Here is an 18,260-nt window from a genome sequence, read left to right on the forward strand (position 1 = left end):
CGCTCGTCCAGGGACAACGCGACTTCTTCGGCGCCCACACCTACAAGCGCGTCGACAAACAAGGCACCTTCCACACCCTCTGGTCCGGCGACCGCACCGAAATCGAAGCCATCGACACCCACTGACCCGGTGAAAGAAGGAATTCCCAGCTCCAGAACGCTCTGAAGCCGAGAATTCCTTCTCGCACCCCTTCCTATAGGCGACGGTGCGCACGGGGCGCCGGTCCCGCAGAACGCCGGTCCCGCGGGTCGTTGAGCGAGCCCGTAGGCGAGACGAAACGGGCTGAGCGCGCCGCAGGCGAGCCGAAGCCGCCTACCCCGCCGAATGCACCTGCGCGTGCGGCATCCGCTCCGTCATGACGCGGACCGCTTCGGGGTTGTCGTCGACGAGAACGGCGTCGCGACCGAGGGCGGATGCCACGGCTCCGGTCGTTCCGGAGCCGGCGAACAGGTCGAGCACTCGGTCGCCTGGGCGGCTGGACGCCTGCACGATCCGCCGCAGGATGCCCTCGGGCTTCTGCGTGGGGTAGCCGGTCTTCTCACGGCCGGTGGTCGGCACGATCGTGTGCCACCAGACGTCGGTGGGGAGCTTTCCGCGCGCGGCCTTCTCGGCCGTGACGAGGCCGGGGGCCATGTACGGCTCGCGGTCGATGTCGTCGGAGTTGAACACGTGTCCGCCGGGCGTCTTCACGTAGACGAGGATCGTGTCGTGCTTGGTGGGCCAGCGTCGTCGCGACTTGGCGCCGTAGTCGTACGCCCAGATCAGCTCGTTGAGGAACGCGTCGCGACCGAACACGGCATCCAGCATCACCTTGGCGTAGTGCGCCTCGCGGTAGTCGAGGTGCAGGTACAGCGTGCCGTCGTCGGCGAGCAGTCGCCAGGCCTCCTCGAGACGCGGCATGAGGAACCCGCCGTAGTCGTCGAACCGGTCATCGTACGTGCGCAGCATGCCGCGCACGCGCTCGTACTCGTGCCCGTGGAACCCGTGCCTGACCTCGCGCGGTGCATCCGCGGGCGCGGGGACGCCGCCCATCCCCGCCGCATAACTCCGGAGATTTTCGCCGGATCCGCCCGTTTCCGGTTCCGGTTCCGGCGATTCGGCAGGTTTCTCCGGAGTTGTGCGGGTGCTGGGGCGCGTCCGGCGAGCGGTGACGACCTGCCGCTCCTGCGCGCGCCCGGTGTTGAACGGCGGGTCCAGGTAGATCAGGGTGAAGGATGCCGAGGGCAGCGTGCGCGCGACGTCGAGGTTGTCGCCCTGGATGATGTCGACGGATCCCGACGCGTCAGCGCTCACGGCACACGATGCAGCCACGCGTCCGTCGAGAACTTCGACTCGACGAGCGCTTCGGCGTCGGCGTACTCGTCGGGAGCGATCGTGCCGTCCTCGGCGTTCGTCAGCGACCGGAACGTCGCTTTGAACCGCTCGATGATCTCGGCACGGCTGAGACCGGTCTGCGTACGCAGCGGGTCGACCCGCTTGGCTGCAGAGGTCGTGCCCTTGTCACTGAGCTTCTCGCGCCCGATCCGCAGCACCTCGGTCATCACCTGACCATCGATGTCGTACGAGATCGTCGCATGGTGCAGCACTCCGCCGTTGGCGAGACGCTTCTGCGCGGCGCCGCCGATCTTCCCGGTCGGACTCGCGATGTCGTTGAGCGGCTGGTAGGTCGCATCGACGCCAACCGAACGCAGCGCCTGCAGCACCCAGTCGTCGAGGAACGCGTACGAGTCGGCGAACGTCAAGCCCTGCACGAGGGAGGCAGGCACGTACAGCGAGTACGTGATGATCTGCCCGGCGGCCATCATCATCGCACCGCCGCCGGAGATCCGCCGGACGACATCGAAGCCGTGCTTCGCCGCCCCCTCGGGGTCGACCTCGTTGCGATACGACTGGAACGAGCCGATCACGACCGCGGACTCCTCCCACTCCCAGATGCGCAGCGTCGGGCGCCGGCGCCCCTCACCGACACGCGAGGTCAGCACCTCGTCGAGGGCGAGGTTCATGCGAGGCGAGACGGCCTTCTCGTGCACGATCTCCCAGTCGAAGTCGCGCCAGCCGGGTGCGGTCACGAGCGCGCGGCGCACGGCTGTTCCGACGGACTCCGGATTGAAGCCGAGCAGCTGGGCACCGGCGGGCAGGGCGGCTCGCACGGCATCGGCGATGACCGTGGCATCCGACTCCGCAGGCAGGCCGTTGACCGCCGCGTTGATGTCGTCGAGCGCCGAGTCCGGCTCGAGGAAGAAGTCTCCGGCGAGACGGAAGTCCGTCAGCCTGCCGTCTGCGACCTCGACGTCGACGACGACGAGCTTTCCACCGGGGACCTTGTACTCACCATGCACGAGACCAGCTTAACGACCCTCGACAGACCCAGGGCCGACGAGTTCAGCGGCGCGGGATGTGCTTGTCGAGCCAGGCGAGAACGTCGGCGCGCACCTCTTGCTGCTGCTGCTCGTTGAAGATCTCGTGACGGGCATCCGGATAGACCAGAGTGGTGATGTCGGTGAGCCCTGACCGTGACCGGTACTCGTCGGCGAGCTTGTGCACGCTGCGCGGCCCGCCGACCGGATCATCCCGGCCCACCAGGAGCAGCATCGGGATGTCACGCCCGAGATCCTTCGCCGGGCGCCCGTAGAGCTTGAGGGCCTCGATCGGACCGAACAGCTTCAGCAGCGGCACGTTGGTCGTTAGCGGATCGTCGTCGAACTCCTGCCACACGGTCTTGTCGCGGCTCAGCCATTCGTAGCCCGTGGCGTCCTTGCCCTCCCACCGCGCATTGAGCGGCGCCGCGTTCAGGTCGCGGATCGTGCGCAGGGCGGATCCCGAGAGCACGACGGCATCCCACGCCTCCGGATGCTCGTTCACGAGCTTCTGCGCGAGGAACGAGCCCCACGAATGCCCGAGCAGCACGAGCGGCAGGTCGGGATGCTCGTCCTTGATGATCCCGGTCAGCTGCCAGACGGCGTCCGTGGCTGCGCGCAGACCGCCCTTTCCGAGACGACCCAGCTTCTCCGGCCCGCCGTGCTGACGGATGCCGGTGCGCCCGTGCCCGCGGTGATCGTCCGCGTAGACGATGAAGCCCGCATCCGTGAGCGCCGCAATGAGCTTGCCGTAGCGGCCGGCGTGCTCGCCGACGCCGTGCAGCAGCTGCACGACGCCACGAGGCGTGCCCTCAGCGGCGTGAACGTCGTAGACGATCGCGACGCCGTACGCGTCGGTGAACTCCGAGGTCTGGGGCATGGGATGAGTCTACGGTCGCGGGGTGCCTCGCGTCAGAGCCCCAGAGCTTCTCGCACGGCGAACGCTGCATCCCGGTCGGTGACCTCGTGGCCGCCCATACTGTCCGCCACCGATCCGTCACCGGTCGCAGCGATCGTCCGCTTGGCGGAGAAGTGCAGTGCGTCGACCCCGGCACCGACGAGCGCCGGCGCGGATGCCGCGTTGACACCGCTGCCCGCCATGACCTCGATCCGCCCCGCAGCCGCGGTCGCCATGGCCCGCAGCGTCTCGATCCCGTCGATCGCCGCGGATGCTCCGCCCGATGTCAGCACGCGGCGCAGCCCGAGTGCGGCCGCGGTCTCGAGCGCCGCCACCGGGTCGGCGGTGACGTCGATCGCACGGTGCAGGGTGACGGATGCTGCGCCTGCGGCATCCCGCATCCGCGCGATCGTGCCGGCATCCAGACGTCCTGATTCGTCGAGAGCGCCGACGACGACACCTGCCGCGCCCGCGGCCACTGCCCGCTCGATGTCCCGCACCGACACGGCGATCTCGTCGTCGTCGTAGTGGAATCCGCCGGCCCGCGGGCGGATGAGGACGTGGACCTCCGGCCCGCGCTCCCCTGCGGCATCCAGGGCCAGCTCGAGCGTGGCGAGCGACGGCGTGAGGCCGCCGAGAGCGAGCGCCTGGGTCAACTCCACACGTGCGGCGCCGACCTCGCGGGCGATGCGGACACCGGATGGATCCTGGACGGCGAGTTCGAGTGCGATGGTCACGGCATCCATTCTCACCGCATTGTTCTGATCGATCACTCAGAAAATTTAGTTAGACTACCTAAGTAATGACTGAACCCGACGACCTCCTCCACGACACCGCGACCGATCTGCGCATGGCGACCTTCCGCCTCGCACGCCGCCTGCGCCGCGAGCGCGCGAACGACGGACTCAGCGATGCGCACTTCGCCGTCGTCGCAAATCTGCACAAGCACGGCCGCCTTGCGGTCGGCGAACTCGCGCAGCACGAGCGGGTGAGCGCGCCGACGATGTCGAACACCGTCGACGCCCTCGTCGAGGCGGGCCTGGTCGTGCGCGTCCCGTCCGAGGACGACCGCCGGCGCGTCTACATCGAGATCACCGACGCAGGCACGCAGATCGTCGCCGCGACCGTGCAGAAGCGCGACGCCGCGCTCGCCGATGCGCTCGCAGAACTCGACTTCAGCGACAAGGAGCTGCGGACCCTCGGCGAAGCGGCCGCCCTGATGCGGAAGGTGGCAGAGCGATGAGCGCCATGTACCGTTCCTTCTCGAACTTCAACTACCGGATCTGGTTCCTCGGCGCCCTCGTGTCGAACGTCGGCGGCTGGATGCAGGCGACCGCACAGGACTGGGTGGTCCTCACCGAGCTGACGGACAACGACGCCACCGCGATGGGCGTCACGATGGCCCTGCAGTTCGGCCCGCCGCTCGTGCTCGTGAGCGTCACCGGCTGGGTGGCCGACAGATTCGACCGTCGCAGGATCCTGCTGCTGACCCAGTCGGTGCTCATGGCGCTCGCACTGGGGGTCGCGGCTCTCCTGCTCACCGGTGTCATGACCCTGCCGCTGATGTTCGCGTTCGCGCTGGCGTTCGGCATCACCAACGCGTTCGACGCCCCGGCGCGCCAGGCCTTCGTCTCCGACATGGTCACGCTCGAGGACGCCTCGAACGCGGTCGCGCTCAACTCGGCGTCCTTCAACATGGCTCGCCTGATCGGACCCGCTGTGGGCGGTCTGCTCATCGTCGCCGTCGGCAGCGGATGGGTCTTCGTCCTGAACGCGGCCACCTTCCTCGCCATGCTGGTGGCGCTGCTGCTCATCCGCCGCGGCGAGCTGCTCCCCCGTGTCAAGAGCCGCGGGCGCACCGGGCTCGCCGAGGGCTTCCGCTACGTCTGGTCCAGAAGCGACCTCAAGGTCGTCTTCGTGATGGTGTTCCTCATCGGCGCGTTCGGCATGAACTTCCCGATCTTCGCTTCGACGATGGCACTCGAGTTCGGGCGTCAGGCCGACGGCTACGGCATCCTGAGCTCCGTTCTCGCGATCGGCTCCCTCGTCGGAGCCCTGCTGGCCGCGCGACGCGATCGCGCCAGGGTGCGGGTGCTGATCGTCGCGGCCGGACTGTTCGGGGTGGCATCCATCGTCTCGTCGTGGATGCCGACCTACTGGACGTACGCGACCGTCCTGATCCTCGTGGGGTTCTCGACGGTGACGATGCTGACCACGGCCAACGGCTACGTGCAGACGACGACCGACCCGCTGCTCCGAGGACGCGTGCTCGCGCTGTACATGGCCGTCGTGATGGGTTCGACGCCGATCGGCGCGCCGATCGCCGGGTGGATCACCGATGTGGCGGGACCGCGCGCCGCGATCCTCGTCGGCGGCGTCGCCGGACTGGTCGCGATGAGCGTCGGGCTCTCCTGGATCATCGGCTCCGGGCGACTGCGTCGGCACGAGAGCGCAAGGTTCCGCCTCACCCTGGACGAGACGATGCCCGTCTCTGTCGTGCGCGTCGATCCCGTCGCGTTCAGCGACGAGGTCGCCGCGGTCACGACGCCGATCCGCACGGAACGCGCCGGCTGATACTGCCGGTTGGGCCCGGATCTGACTAGCGTGGGGGCCATGAGCACACCGGGGGAAGATCAGACGCAGGATGCCGCGGCTCCGGCCGCCGAGAACACCACGGATGCCGCAGCTGCGACGCCTCACCGGTCGCTGCCGCCCGTGCAGCGCTGGGTCTTCTGGCCCGCCGCGGTGATCGTCATCGCGTTCGTCGCGTTCACCCTGATCGCACCGGGGGTCGCGGAGAGCCTGTTCCAGACGATCCAGACGAGTATCGTCAACGCCTTCAATTGGTACTACGTGCTGATCGCCGCCGTGTTCGTCGCGTTCAGTCTGTTCCTCGGCTTCAGCAAGTACGGCGACATCAAGCTCGGCAAGGACGACGACGAGCCGGAGTTCTCGCTGATGAGCTGGTTCTCGCTGCTGTTCGCCGCCGGTATGGGCATCGGCCTGGTGTTCTACGGCGTCTCCGAGCCGCTGACCCACTTCGTGACCCCGCGCCCGGGCGTCACCGGCACGCCGGAGCAGCTCGCGCAGGCGGCACTCGGACAGACCTACCTGCACTGGGGCATCCATGCGTGGTCTATCTACGTCGTGATCGGACTCGCCCTGGCCTACGCGATCCACCGCCGGCGGCGCCCGATCTCGATCCGGTGGACGCTCGAACCCCTGCTCGGCAAGCGCGTCGAGGGCGGGTGGGGTCACGTGATCGACGTCATCGCACTGGTGGGCACCCTGTTCGGTGTGGCCACCTCGCTCGGGCTCGGCGTGCTGCAGATCAGCGCGGGACTCGATGTCGCCGGCATCGCCGACCCCGATGAGACGACGCAGATCGTCATCATCCTCATCATCTCGGTGTTCGTTCTCGCCTCGGTGCTCTCGGGAGTCACGAAGGGCATGAAGTGGCTGTCGAACATCAACCTGATCATGGCCGGCATCCTGGTGCTGTACCTGCTGATCGTCGGTCCGAGCGAGTTCCTGCTGCGCGACTTCGTTCAGTCGATGGGCTACTACATCCAGAACTTCGTCGGTCTGTCGTTCAACGTCAGCGCGTTCCAGGGCGAGGCTGGCGAGGCCTGGCAGGCGAGCTGGACCTCGTTCTACTGGGGCTGGTGGATGTCGTGGGCGCCGTTCGTCGGTATCTTCATCGCCCGCATCTCGAAGGGGCGCACGGTCCGCCAGTTCGTCGCAGGCGTCATCCTCGTGCCGACCCTGATCGGCATCCTCTGGTTCGCGGTCATGGGCGGATCCGCCCTGGCGATGGAGCTCGAGAACCCGGGCATCCTCCGCAACAGCGAGGGCGGCGTCGATCTGCAGGGCGCGCTGTTCGAGATGCTGCAGCAGGTTCCCGGCAGCACGATCGCGAGCTTCGGCGTGCTGTTCCTGATCTCGATCTTCTTCATCACCTCGGCCGATTCGGGCGCCCTGGTGATGGGCATGATCGCCACGGGCGGCCAGCAGAACCCGAAGCGCTGGATCCGCACGTTCTTCGTCGCGGTCACGGCGGCCCTCGCGATCGCGCTGCTGCTCGCCGGCGGTCTGACGGCGCTGCAGACGGCCGCGATCACGATCGCGCTGCCGTTCAGCGTGGTGATGCTGCTGATCTGCTGGTCGACCATGGTCGCCTTCACGCGAGAGCGCCGCGCCTACGCCCGTGCGGAACGCGCGCAGCTCATCGACAAGATCGGCGACTACTACGGACTCGAGGTCGAGTCGCGTGACGAGCGCGGGATCATCGGCGCGCAGCCGCGCTGGCTGCGGCAGCTGCAGAAGCGGCTGGGCATGCCCGTCTCGCCGACGGCGCCGATCCGCATTCCCCAGGCGATCCTCGATGCGGAGCGCCGGTCGGATGCCGGGCCGGGAACGCTCGACGTCGACGAACTGGTGTCGTCGGATGAGCTGTCCGGGTACGACGACCACGACGTCCCCTCCCACGGCGAGGACGAGGCCCCGCCGGTCCGGTAGGCGGGCGCGCGCCCGCACGTCGGAGAAGCCGTGAAAGAAGAGAAACCGGGCCCGGATCATGCATCCGGCCCGGTTTCTCTTCTTTCGTCGGGGGCTCAGCCCGTCTCGACAGTGCCTCAGCCCGCGAGGACCACGCGCAGCTGCTCGAGCGCCCAGTCGATCTCGGTCGCGCGGATCACCAGCGGTGGCGCGATGCGGATCGTCTGGCCGTGCGTGTCCTTGACGAGCACGCCGCGCTCCATGAGCTTCTCGCTGATCTCGCGTCCGGTGCCGCGTGCCGGGTCGATGTCGACACCGGCCCACAGGCCCGCGACGCGGATGCCGGTGACGCCGTCGCCCACGAGCTTCTCGAGCCCTGCGCGCAGGTGCTCCCCGAGCTGGCGGGCGCGCTCCTGGAACTCGCCGGTCTCGAGCATCTCGACCACACGGAGTCCGACCGCGGCCGCGAGCGGGTTGCCGCCGAACGTCGAGCCGTGCTCGCCGGGGCGGATGACACCGAGGACGTCGCGGTTCCCCACGACGGCGGAGACGGGCAGGATGCCGCCGCCGAGTGCCTTGCCGAGCAGGTACAGGTCGGGGACGACGCCCTCGCGGTCGCAGGCGAAGGTCTCGCCGACGCGGCCGAGCCCCGCCTGGATCTCGTCGGCGATGAACAGGACGTTCTTCTCGTCGCAGATCTCGCGGATGCGCTTCAGGTAACCGTCCGGCGGGATGATGACGCCGGCCTCGCCCTGGATGGGCTCGACGAGGACCGCAGCGGTCTCGTCGGTGATGGCGGCGGCGATGGCATCCGCATCCCCGTACGGCACGGCGTCGAAACCGGGTGTGAACGGGCCGAACCCGTCGCGCGCGGTGTCGTCGTCGCTGAAGCTGACGATCGTCGTCGTGCGGCCGTGGAAGTTGCCGGCGGCGACGACGATGCGCGCCTTGCCTGCGGCGATGCCCTTGACGCGGTATCCCCAGGCGCGGGCGACCTTGATGCCCGTCTCGACCGCCTCGGCGCCGGTGTTCATCGGCAGCACGAGCTCCTTGCCGCACAGGCGGGCGAGGGCCTCGGCGAACGGCTCGAGCCGGTCGTTCATGAACGCGCGGCTGGTGAGGGTGACGCGTCCGAGCTGCTCGATCGTCGCTTCGACGAGGTCGGGATGCCGGTGGCCGAAGTTCACGGCCGAGTAGGCGGCGAGCAGGTCGAGGTAGCGCTTGCCGTCGACGCCCGTGACCCAGACGCCCTCACCGGATTCGATGGTGACGGGCAGCGGGTGGTAGTTCTCCGCGACGTGCGCCTCGAGCGCCGTGCGCGTCTCAGCCGGTCCCTGAGCCTGCCGAAGGGTCATTTCGCACCCCGCAGCTCGAGCGTGCAGCACTTGATGCCGCCGCCGCCGAGCAGCAGCTCCGACAGGTCGACGGTGATCGGGTTGTAGCCGCGCTCGCGGAGCTGCTTCTCGAACCCCTTCGCACGCGGCGAGATGATGACGTTGTAGCCGTCGCTTGCGGAGTTCAGTCCGAACACCGAGCCGTCCTCGTCGGAGACCAGGATGGCATCGGGGTAGCGCTCCTCGAGGATCGCGCGGCTGGCGTCGTCGAAGGCGCCGGGCAGGTAGGCGATGTTGGCCTTCTCGGGGCCGCCGTTCGCCACGCCCTCCACCGGGTCGAGCACGGCGATCGCGGTGTCGAGGTGGTAGAAACGCGGGTCGATGAGGTTCAGCGAGACGACCTCGCGCCCGAAGACCTCGCCGACCTCGCGGTGGCTGTCGCCGGTCGAGCGGAATCCGGTGCCCGCGAGGATCGTGTCGCCGACGAGCAGGAAGTCGCCCTCGCCCTCGTTGACCTCTTCGGGCATCACGGTGTCGAAACCGTTGGCGCGGAACCAGTCGGCGAAGGCCGGGGCCTCACCCTGCCGCTCGACGAACCGGAACTCGGGAACGTACGCACGGCCGTCGATGAGGAAGCCGCCGTTGGCCGTGTAGACCATGTCGGGGTATCCGGCGAGCGGCTCGATGAGCTCGACCTCATGGCCGAGTTCGAGGTACAGGTCGTAGAGCTTCTGCCACTGGGCGACCGCCTTGGCGGTGTCGGTGGGGTTGGCGGGCTCCATCCACGGGTTGATCTTGTAGCTGACCGTGAAGTGCTCCGGCTTGCACATCAGGTAACGGCGATGCTGCGCGGTGCGAGCGTTCGTGGGTGCCGTGATGGTCTCAGGCGTCGACATCATTCTCCTTGAGAGGGACGCGGCGGACGCTGTCCAGGGGCCCGGCGGAAGTTCGACCCTCTCACGACCCTTCGACAGGCTCAGGGATCATGGCGGGGGAAGATGCGACACAGGCACGCCAGTTCTCATTGTGACATCCGGCCCTGGATGTTCGCCAGCGGCGCGTCAGAGTGCCAGCGGGTTGACCCCGCCAGCCTTCGGGAGGCGTCCTGCATCCCCGGCCTGTCCCACATCAGCACCTGCACAGTGCACAACGCGGCCTACTCCCGCCCGAGAACCACGACCTTGCCGACCGTGTGCCCGGATTCCAGTCGCGCGAGTCCCTCAGCGGCGGCATCCCACGGCAGGACCTGCTCGATGACCGGCATGATCCGCCCTTCGGCGGCGAGCGCGATGAGCTGCCGATTGATGTCGGGCCTCGCCACGGCCGCGACGGGGCGGATGCGGCGCCGTGACCCGATGGAGAGGAACACCGCCCGCAGGATCCGCGGGATCGGTCCGAGCACGCGTCCACCGTCACCGGCGACCATCGCGAGCGTGCCGGTCGGCGACAGCATCCGCTTCAGCTGTCGCAGGGGCGCGCCGCCGGCGATGTCGATGATCGCGTCGAAAGTTGCCGGGATGCTGGAGAGGTCGGTCGTGCGGTAGTCGAACGTGCGAGTGGCACCGAGGGACTCGATGAGCTTCCGGTTGGCCTCGCCGCACGTCGCCCACACCTCAGCGCCGCGGAGCGCTGCGAGCTGCACCGCGAAGGTGCCCACTCCCCCGGATGCCCCGATCACGAGCACGCGCTGCCCACCGGCGACGCGGGCGACATCGAGCGCCTGAACAGCGGTACCGCCGGCGATCGGGAGCGTCGCCGCGACCTCGGCAGAAACCCCCGACGGCCGGCCGACGAGTCGGTCGACGCGGGCGATGGCGAACGGCGCGAGACCGCCGCCAGCGGACAGCTCGACGACCACCTCCTCGCCGATGTGAGAGGCATCCACACCGACACCGACCGCGACCACCGTGCCGGCGACGTCGTTCCCGCGGATCGGCTGCTTCGGCCGGCGCAGTCCGAACATGAGCCTCATGAGCAGCGGATCGCCGAGCATGAGCCGCATATCGGCGGCGTTGAGGGCCGTGGCACGCACGCGCAGGAGCACCTCACCCGGCCCCGGCTCCGGTGTCGGAACCATCCCCTGGCGGGTGGCGCCGGCCGGGCCGTAGTCGTCGTTCAGCCAGGCGGGCATCGTGGTGGTGATGGTGGCGTTCATGCGTCAGTCCTCCGGATACTGGAAAAGGTCGTCGATGCCGACCTCGAAAGCGCGGGCGATCTGAAAGGCGAGCTCGAGCGTGGGCGAGTACTTGCCCTGCTCGATGGCGATCAGCGTCTGACGGGTGACGCCGATGCGTCCGGCGAGGTCGGCCTGCGTGATGCCGGCTTCCTCGCGACGTGCGCGGATGCTATTGGTGACGAGAGTCGGCTTGACCATCAGACGAGCCCGCGGCGGTAGGCGATCACGCGGGCGATGCCGCCGACGAAGGCCGACACGGCGAATCCGAGGAACATGGTGTTCGCGATCCAGAAGGCGTCGGCGCCGACCGCGCACAATGCGATCACGCCGAGGCCGGCGATCGTGAGGAAGCCGGATTCCACGCGTCCGCCCAAACGGTTGATGTCGCGGTCCCGAATATCACCGGTCATCGCACCGTCGCGATCGCGGATGCCGGCGAGGATGCCCCAGACGATCGTGATGACGATGGTGGCGACGATGCCGCCGCCGATGGTCCAGAGCATCAAGGGGAACCAGTCGACGGCGGTGAGGTCGCCGCCGTCCGCCTGCAGGAGAACGGCCGTGATGTAGAAGGCCAGTGTGAGAACGGATGCGACGAGCCCCGCCCATGCGGCGCGTTCGTGGTAGACCATGACGACCTCCAATGTAAAAGATTCTTGACACCCTGAACGTACTGCGAGCGCAGCATTCGTGTCAAGAATCTTTTACACACAGATGTGCGGCTTCGACTCGCTGCTTCGCTCCTGGATCATGCTGATGAATCGGGTGTCCGACGGTTGCGTCGAAAGCTCCGAACTCCGAACTCTGGACATCGCGTGACAACGGTGCCACGATGCTCTTGACAAGCGATGAACGCGTCTTGGAGTACCATGACCGCAGATATTGCAGTGAAGCATGGCCCCAGCCCAGTAGCTCGCACGATTGTTGGCGCGCTGGTGTTGGAGTTCCTCATCGGTGTGGCACCTCTCGCAGTTCACGCGGGCCAGGCCGTATCGTCGTGGGGCTACTACACGATAAACGGCGTCGCCTATAAGAACGCAGCGACGATCAGTACTTCATCCGGCTCGGCGGTAGCGTGGACTGCGGTAGCCAAGAATGGATCCGGCTGCTTCCCCTCCGGGTGGGCGGGCGCACGAGCTCGCATCTTCAATTCCGCGGGCTCGATGCTCAAGCAGAGCAGCATCCTCTACAACTCGGGGTGCACCGTCATGTACGACCAGGGGACCAGCGTTTCGGGATCGGGAGCACGATACTCCTACGGCGTCACGTGGGGCTGGACCGGATCGCAATACAGCGCCGTCTACACCCTATAAGTCACCGAACCAGAGCTCTTGAGGAACCAGCATGCGTCGATCGACAGCCACGAAGGTGATCGTAGGTGGGATACTCGCTCTGGGCGTCGGAACCGCCGGCGGAGCGGCTGTAGCCGCTGGGGGTACTGGCCTCCTCTCTCCCTGGGGCATCACAGCGGACCTCAATACCGAGACTGAGCCGATGCCCACCCCGACATATCGAGCGAACGCGTCCGGTGAGACCTTTGGCTCGCTGGCCGACGCACCGTCTCCGGACGACGCTCCCGACCTCATCCAAGTCGTATCAACCGGGGGAAAGACCGGCTACCTACGTCGATCCGAGCTCGAGGCTGTCGACGGAACTGCTGCGATGAAGACGTTCACGTCCCCGGCCGACGCGCTGGCGTGGCAGGAGTCGCAGGCCGACCGCGCGCAAGAGACCGTCCAGGTCTATCTCGAAGACGGCAAGACCGTAATCGGCGAGTTCCTCGTCGCGTTCGATGAGCCCCGGGAACGATAGCCAGACGAAAAGCCTGGTGATGCTTCGACTCGTCGCTGCACTCCTCGCTCAGCCCGTTTCGGCTTCGGGCCCGCGGCCCTCCGCTCAACGACCCGCAGACCGAGCCCCGCCGCCTTCAGCCGCGGGTCGTTGAGCGAGTGGAGCGAGTCGAAACGGATTGAGCGAGCGCAGCGAGACGAAATCAGGCTCCGGTCAGATGACGTCGGCGCTCCAGTCGTCCGGGTTGCCGAAGCGATGCGCGGTGATCGTGATCGCCTGCTCGTGCACGAACGGCAGCAGCTCGATACGCCCAGCCGATGTCACCTCGCCGTCGTAGACCGCGAGGTCCGGGTCGCCGCCGGTTGCCTCGGCAAGCGCGCGGTGTAGCGCTGCGACAGCATCCCGGGGCCCGACCAGACGAACGCGTGACGCCCGCGGCGCGGCATCCGCCTCGAGAATCGCTTCCTCCGGCGAGGCGGCCATCCGTGCGATCCACTCGTCGTCGCTCTCCACGGCCACGGCCACGCGCAGCTCCGACAGCGATCGGCGCACCTCCGCAGGCAGCCCGACGGGCGTCGACAGGAAGAACTTCGAACCGGTGCGGATGCCGGCGACGACGACGCGCAGCAGCTCGTGCCATCCGGCGTCGCCGGTGGCCCTGATCATGACCGGCAGCGGGCGGTACCGGAACAGGTTCCGCTCGACGCCGAGCTGCGAGACATCCCGCACCTGCCCGAACTCTCGATCCCACGCGATCGCGTCGGAGAGAGCACTGCGGCGCAACCACTCGAAGCTCTCGAATTCGAGGGACGGCTGCGCCGACTCGATGAGGTCGGTGATGCGGGAGTCGAGGCCGCGCAGGTGCAGCGTGCTGGATGCCGCTCCCCCGCTGCTCGCGCGCCAGCTGCCGAGGCCGATGAGGTAGTTCGGTCCTCCCGCCTTCGTGCCTGGTCCGACAGACGAGCGCTTCCAGCCGCCGAACGGCTGACGCTGGACGATCGCCCCGGTGATGCCGCGGTTGACATACAGATTGCCCGCCTGAACGCGGTCGAGCCAGGTCGCGAGTTCCTCGGGACTCTGCGTGTGCAGGCCCGCCGTGAGCCCGTAGGCGACCGCGTTCTGCATCTCGATGGCCCGCTCCAAGTTCGGCGCGTGCATGACGCCGAGCACCGGACCGAAGAACTCCTCCATGTGGAAGCGCGAGCCGGGCTGCACGCCGACACGGACGCCTGGGTGCCACAGGCGACCGGTCTCGTCACCGTCGATCGGCCGCGGCTTCACGAGCCACTGCTCGTCGCCCTCGAGCTCGTTGAGCGCCCAGGCGAGCTTGCCCTGCGGCGGCTCGATCACTGGGCCTACCTCGTTGAGCGCTTCGGTCGGCCAGCCCACGTGCAGCGACCGGACGGCATCCACCAGCTGACGCGCGAAGCGCTTGGAGCGCCCGACGGGCCCGACGAGGATCGCCAGCGACGCCGCGGAGCACTTCTGTCCTGCGTGACCGAAGGCGCTCTTGACGAGATCGGCGACCGCGAGGTCGAGATCGGCCGACGGCGTGATGACGATCGCGTTCTTGCCGCTCGTCTCGGCGAGCAGCGGCAGGTCCGGCCGCCACGAGCGGAAGAGCGCTGCGGTGTCCCATGACCCGGTGAGGATGACGCGGTCGACGGCCTCGTGCGAGATCAGCTGTTGGCCGAGCGCGCCCTCTTCGATGTCGACGAGCGCGAGCACGTCGCGCGGGATGCCGGCCTCCCACAGCGCCTCGGCGATGACAGCCGCACACCGGCGCGCCTGCGGCGCCGGCTTGAAAACGACACCAGACCCTGCGGCGAGCGCGGCGAGCACGCCACCGGCGGGGATCGCCAGCGGGAAGTTCCACGGCGGGGTGACCACCGTGAGCCTTGCCGGTTCGAATGCTGCGCCGGCGACGGCATCCAGTTCACGCGCCTTCGCGCCGTAGTAACGGGCGAAGTCGACGGCCTCGCTGACCTCGACGTCGGCCTCGGCGAGGACCTTGCCCGTCTCGGACGCTGCGACCTCGATGAGCTCTGCGCGGCGCGACTCGAGCGCGGCTGCAGCGCGCAGCAGCGTCTCCGCGCGCTCGGCGGCCGGGCGCGCACCCCAGGCCGGCGCAGCGGCGAGCACCTTCTGAACGGTCTCCTCGAGCAGCCCCTCATCGTCGACGAGGGCGGCTCGGAGAGTCGCGTCTCCTGCGGTCGACGTCGCGATGCGCGAGCGGATGCGGCGTGCCCACTCGCGGTTCGCGGGAAGGGCGGGGTCGCTGTCGGGAGTGTTGTGGAAGCCTGGCGCACCGGCGGAGTCCGCCTCCGCCTCGCGGCGCGAGTACACGGCTGTCTCGACGAACGCGTCGCCACTGCCGGCGGCGCTGGAGCCCCGGGCGATGCCGAGCACGGCCTGGGTGAGGTCGCCGTCGTCGACCTCGGCCGGCGCGGAGGGCCGAAGCGATTCGTGCACCGGGGTCTGTCGGTTCTGCGTCCGGAACGGAACCGTGCGCAACGTCGAAGTTGTGCGGGTCGTCTGATCGCCGGCGCGTTCCAGGGCGCCCAGGAACCGGTCGCGCTCACGGGCGAACAGGCTCTCGTCGTCATGCAGGTGGAACGCTGCGGAGAGGAAGTTGTCCTGCTCGGCGTTCTCCTCGAGGCGTCGGACGAGGTAGCTGATCGCGACGTCGAACTCCTCAGGCTTGACGACCGGCACATACAGGAGCACGTGGCCGACCTCACGGGAGACGGCCTGCACCTGCCCCTGCGCCATGCCGAGCAGCATCTCGAACTCGATCTGACTGCGGACGTCGCGTTCCCCCGCCAGAAGCCAGGAGTACGCGATGCCGAACAGGTTGTGTCCGGCGATGCCCACCCGGACGGCCGCGGCGTTCTCCGGGCGCAGAGCCTCGTCGAGCACGCGCAGGTAGTTCGCGTCGCTGTCGAGCTTGGTGTCGTAGGTGGCGAGCGGCCAGCCGTGCATCACGGCATCCACCTTCTCCATCGGCAGGTTCGCGCCCTTGACGAGCCGCACCTTGATGGCGGCACCGCCGTGCATGACGCGATCCTTCGCCCAGGCGGTGAGCTCGCGCATGGCGCCGAGCGCGTCGGGGAGGTACGCCTGCAGGACGATGCCCGCCTCGAGCAGCTGCAGCCGCTGGTCTTCGAGAATCCGGGTGAAGACCGCGATCGTCAGATCGAGGTCGCGGTACTCCTCCATGTCGAGGTTGATGAACGTGCCCGTCTTCGCGGCTGTGAGGTACAGCGGCGTCAGGCGTTCGACCACGCGATCGACGACCTCGTCGAACGCCCACATCGACAGGTGGCTCATGACGGACGAGACCTTGACCGAGACGTAGTCGACGTCGTCGCGCCGGATGAGGTCGTGGATGCCGTCGAGTCGGCGCTTCGCCTCGTCCTCGCCGAGGACCGCTTCGCCGAGGAGGTTCAGGTTCAGGCGCGCGCCGGATTCGCGGAGCTTCTCGATCGCCGCACCCAGCTTCGCGGGCCGCGCGTCGACGACGAGGTGCCCGACCATCTCGCGGAGCACCTTGCGGGCGATCGGCACGACCGGCGACGGCAGCACAGGGGCGACCACTCCGCCCAGACGCACCGCGCCTCGCAGGTACCAGGGCAGGAACTCGGGCACGATCGGGGCGATGCGCTGCAGCTGCGCCGCTGCGGCGGAGAGACTCTCCGGACGCATCACTCCGTCCACGAATCCGAGGGTGAACGGGAGGCCGTTCTCGTCCTGCAGGACATCGGCGAGTCGGGCGGCGGCGGGATCGACTTCCGCCTCGGATGCCTCGATGATCCAGCGCTGCGCGAGTTCGACGGCGCGGTCGGCGAGGGAGGGTGCCTTTTGGGCGGGCGACACTGACATGAGATCAGCCTAATTCCGTTGCGAGCCGCCGGATGATCGGACACTCTATGCTGTTGCCGTGGCGGGGGCGCAGAAGGCGACAGACGGCGACTCCGCTGCGCCTGCAGCATCCACGAACGCCGACGCCAGAGCGAAGGTGCTCGGCTGGGCGCGACGCAGCATCGACCTCATCCCGACGTCGTGGATGATCACCGGCGCCGGTGCCGTGCTGCTGGCGGCGACGGCGCTCTTCGGCGGCCTCGAGGCCGCTGCGGTCGACCCGATCCCGGTCGTTTCCGTGGGCGAGACCTTCGCGGGTTCGGATCTCGAGATGACCGTCACCGGAGTCGAGCTGCGCGATGACCGCGGCCCGATGGCGATCTTCCCCGACGAGGAGAAGGGGGAACGGATCCTCGTCGTGACGGTGGATGCCGTCAACACGTTCGCGACCCCCCGCGGCGCGACCTCCCTCTCGGAATCATCGCCCATGATCGACGGCATCCGGATCGAGGGCCTGGAGGCGAAGGGCGAGGTCTTCCGCGCAGACGACGGCAGGATCTCGCCGACGCTGCAACCCGATGTCCCCGCCCGCCTGCTGCTGGCGTGGATCGTCGGACCCGGCGACTTCCACGACGGCGACGAGATCGCCCTCACTCTCCCCGATTCCACCCACTACGTCGGCCAGAGCGTCATGCGCGGAGACTATTGGACCGACGTGCGGGTCGGCGCGACTCTGTCTGCGACGATCGACGAGGTGAACTCGTGAAGAAGCAGGTGCTCACCTGGTTGCTGACGGCGGCGCTGCTCGCGTGCGCCTGGGTTGTGGTCAAGGTCACGCTGCCGGACGACGCCACGATCGCACCGTTCCCCGCGACGGCGCAGGTCGGTGAGCAGGCTGCGGTGCGCAACCTCGTGGTCACGGTGACCGACGTGCATCTCGCCGAGAGGGTGACGGATGCCGAGGGATGGGCCGCGGATGGCACCTGGCTGGTCATCGACCTGGAAGCCGCAGGCGCCGGCACGCAGGATCGGGGGACGCTCGGGCTCGCGCAGCTCACCATCGGCGAGCGCACGTTCAGCGCAACCGAACGCGGCACCACGTTCTATCAGCAACGGCTGGTCACCGGGGTGCCACGTGCGGGCAGTCTCGCGTTCGAACTTCCCGATGAGGTCACGGGCGATCGGGCCTCTCTCCGGCTGGGAGTGCCGAGCGGCGCCCCCGGCGAGGTGCTGGACGACGGCGTCATCGACCTGTCTCTGGACCTTGCGGCGCTGACGGCGGAACCAGAGGTCCTCCTGGATGAGAACGGGTGGGCGGACCGATGACGATCCCGCCCCTACCCCCG

At 68.3% G+C, this 18,260-nt stretch carries 17 protein-coding genes; 7 read left to right on the forward strand and 10 right to left on the reverse strand.

The genetic code is table 11. The features are described 5' to 3' along the window. Positions 1-125 (forward strand): hypothetical protein (locus LQZ87_RS15060; protein WP_230104273.1); only part of this gene is annotated, 125 nt, incomplete at its 5' end. A gap of 187 nt (positions 126-312) precedes the next feature. Here LQZ87_RS15060 and LQZ87_RS15065 read toward each other — a convergent pair. From LQZ87_RS15065 to LQZ87_RS15080, 4 genes are read right to left on the reverse strand one after another with little or no spacing between them, the layout of a single operon-like run. Then, complete coding sequence (locus tag LQZ87_RS15065; protein WP_230104259.1) at positions 313-1,293, reverse strand: DNA methyltransferase; 981 nt, start codon at positions 1,291-1,293, stop codon at positions 313-315. Beyond that, the gene (locus LQZ87_RS15070) at positions 1,290-2,339 is read right to left on the reverse strand and encodes a biotin/lipoate A/B protein ligase family protein (protein WP_230104260.1); all 1,050 of its coding nucleotides are present in this window, start codon (positions 2,337-2,339) and stop codon (positions 1,290-1,292) included. Before LQZ87_RS15070 ends, LQZ87_RS15065 begins: the two co-directional genes overlap by 4 nt. Before the next feature lie 43 nt (positions 2,340-2,382). Further along, a complete protein-coding gene (locus LQZ87_RS15075; RefSeq protein ID WP_230104261.1) occupies positions 2,383-3,237 on the reverse strand; it encodes an alpha/beta fold hydrolase in 855 nt (284 codons plus the stop codon). A 32-nt stretch (positions 3,238-3,269) separates the two neighbouring features. Next, on the reverse strand, positions 3,270-4,001 hold the full coding sequence (locus tag LQZ87_RS15080) for a copper homeostasis protein CutC (protein WP_230104274.1): 732 nt from the start codon (positions 3,999-4,001) through the stop codon (positions 3,270-3,272). Between the two features lie 56 nt (positions 4,002-4,057). On the opposite strand from LQZ87_RS15080, the gene LQZ87_RS15085 reads away from it, so the two are divergent. From LQZ87_RS15085 to LQZ87_RS15095, 3 genes are read left to right on the forward strand one after another with little or no spacing between them, the layout of a single operon-like run. Beyond that, positions 4,058-4,498 carry a MarR family transcriptional regulator gene (locus LQZ87_RS15085; protein ID WP_230104262.1) on the forward strand — a complete coding sequence of 147 codons (441 nt, stop codon included), beginning with the start codon at positions 4,058-4,060 and terminating at the stop codon, positions 4,496-4,498. Between the two features lie 5 nt (positions 4,499-4,503). Then, complete coding sequence (locus LQZ87_RS15090; protein WP_230104275.1) at positions 4,504-5,829, forward strand: MFS transporter; 1,326 nt, start codon at positions 4,504-4,506, stop codon at positions 5,827-5,829. 39 nt (positions 5,830-5,868) lie between these two features. Further along, entirely contained in the window at positions 5,869-7,773 is a 1,905-nt protein-coding gene (locus tag LQZ87_RS15095) for a BCCT family transporter (protein ID WP_230104263.1), read from the forward strand. 116 nt (positions 7,774-7,889) lie between these two features. On the opposite strand, the gene rocD is transcribed toward LQZ87_RS15095, so the two are convergent. From rocD to LQZ87_RS15120, 5 genes are all read right to left on the reverse strand, one after another. Then, positions 7,890-9,107 (reverse strand): ornithine--oxo-acid transaminase, encoded by a 1,218-nt coding sequence (gene rocD / locus LQZ87_RS15100; protein ID WP_230104264.1) that lies wholly within the window; start codon positions 9,105-9,107, stop codon positions 7,890-7,892. Further along, positions 9,104-9,982 carry a dimethylargininase gene (gene ddaH / locus LQZ87_RS15105; protein ID WP_230104265.1) on the reverse strand — a complete coding sequence of 293 codons (879 nt, stop codon included), beginning with the start codon at positions 9,980-9,982 and terminating at the stop codon, positions 9,104-9,106. The genes rocD and ddaH overlap by 4 nt, the downstream gene beginning before the upstream one ends. Positions 9,983-10,242: 260 nt before the next feature. Then, positions 10,243-11,241: an NAD(P)-dependent alcohol dehydrogenase gene (locus LQZ87_RS15110; RefSeq protein ID WP_230104266.1), complete on the reverse strand. Its 999-nt coding sequence runs from the start codon at positions 11,239-11,241 to the stop codon at positions 10,243-10,245. 3 nt (positions 11,242-11,244) lie between these two features. Beyond that, complete coding sequence (locus LQZ87_RS15115) at positions 11,245-11,460, reverse strand: helix-turn-helix transcriptional regulator (protein WP_230104267.1); 216 nt, start codon at positions 11,458-11,460, stop codon at positions 11,245-11,247. Continuing rightward, positions 11,460-11,894, reverse strand: coding sequence for a hypothetical protein (locus LQZ87_RS15120; RefSeq protein ID WP_230104268.1), 435 nt, complete (start codon positions 11,892-11,894; stop codon positions 11,460-11,462). The genes LQZ87_RS15115 and LQZ87_RS15120 overlap by 1 nt, the downstream gene beginning before the upstream one ends. An 862-nt stretch (positions 11,895-12,756) precedes the next feature. Here LQZ87_RS15120 and LQZ87_RS15125 point away from each other — a divergent pair. After that, entirely contained in the window at positions 12,757-13,074 is a 318-nt protein-coding gene (locus LQZ87_RS15125; protein WP_230104269.1) for a hypothetical protein, read from the forward strand. 192 nt (positions 13,075-13,266) lie between these two features. On the opposite strand, the gene LQZ87_RS15130 is transcribed toward LQZ87_RS15125, so the two are convergent. After that, the gene (locus tag LQZ87_RS15130) at positions 13,267-16,935 is read right to left on the reverse strand and encodes a proline dehydrogenase family protein (protein ID WP_230104270.1); all 3,669 of its coding nucleotides are present in this window, start codon (positions 16,933-16,935) and stop codon (positions 13,267-13,269) included. Between the two features lie 58 nt (positions 16,936-16,993). On the opposite strand from LQZ87_RS15130, the gene LQZ87_RS15135 reads away from it, so the two are divergent. Further along, positions 16,994-17,680, forward strand: coding sequence for a hypothetical protein (locus tag LQZ87_RS15135; RefSeq protein ID WP_230104271.1), 687 nt, complete (start codon positions 16,994-16,996; stop codon positions 17,678-17,680). Continuing rightward, complete coding sequence (locus tag LQZ87_RS15140; RefSeq protein WP_230104272.1) at positions 17,677-18,240, forward strand: DUF4352 domain-containing protein; 564 nt, start codon at positions 17,677-17,679, stop codon at positions 18,238-18,240. The genes LQZ87_RS15135 and LQZ87_RS15140 overlap by 4 nt, the downstream gene beginning before the upstream one ends. The last annotated feature ends 20 nt before the right edge of the window (positions 18,241-18,260 follow it).

This window comes from Microbacterium sp. Bi121 (assembly GCF_918698005.1).
GTDB lineage: Bacteria > Actinomycetota > Actinomycetes > Actinomycetales > Microbacteriaceae > Microbacterium.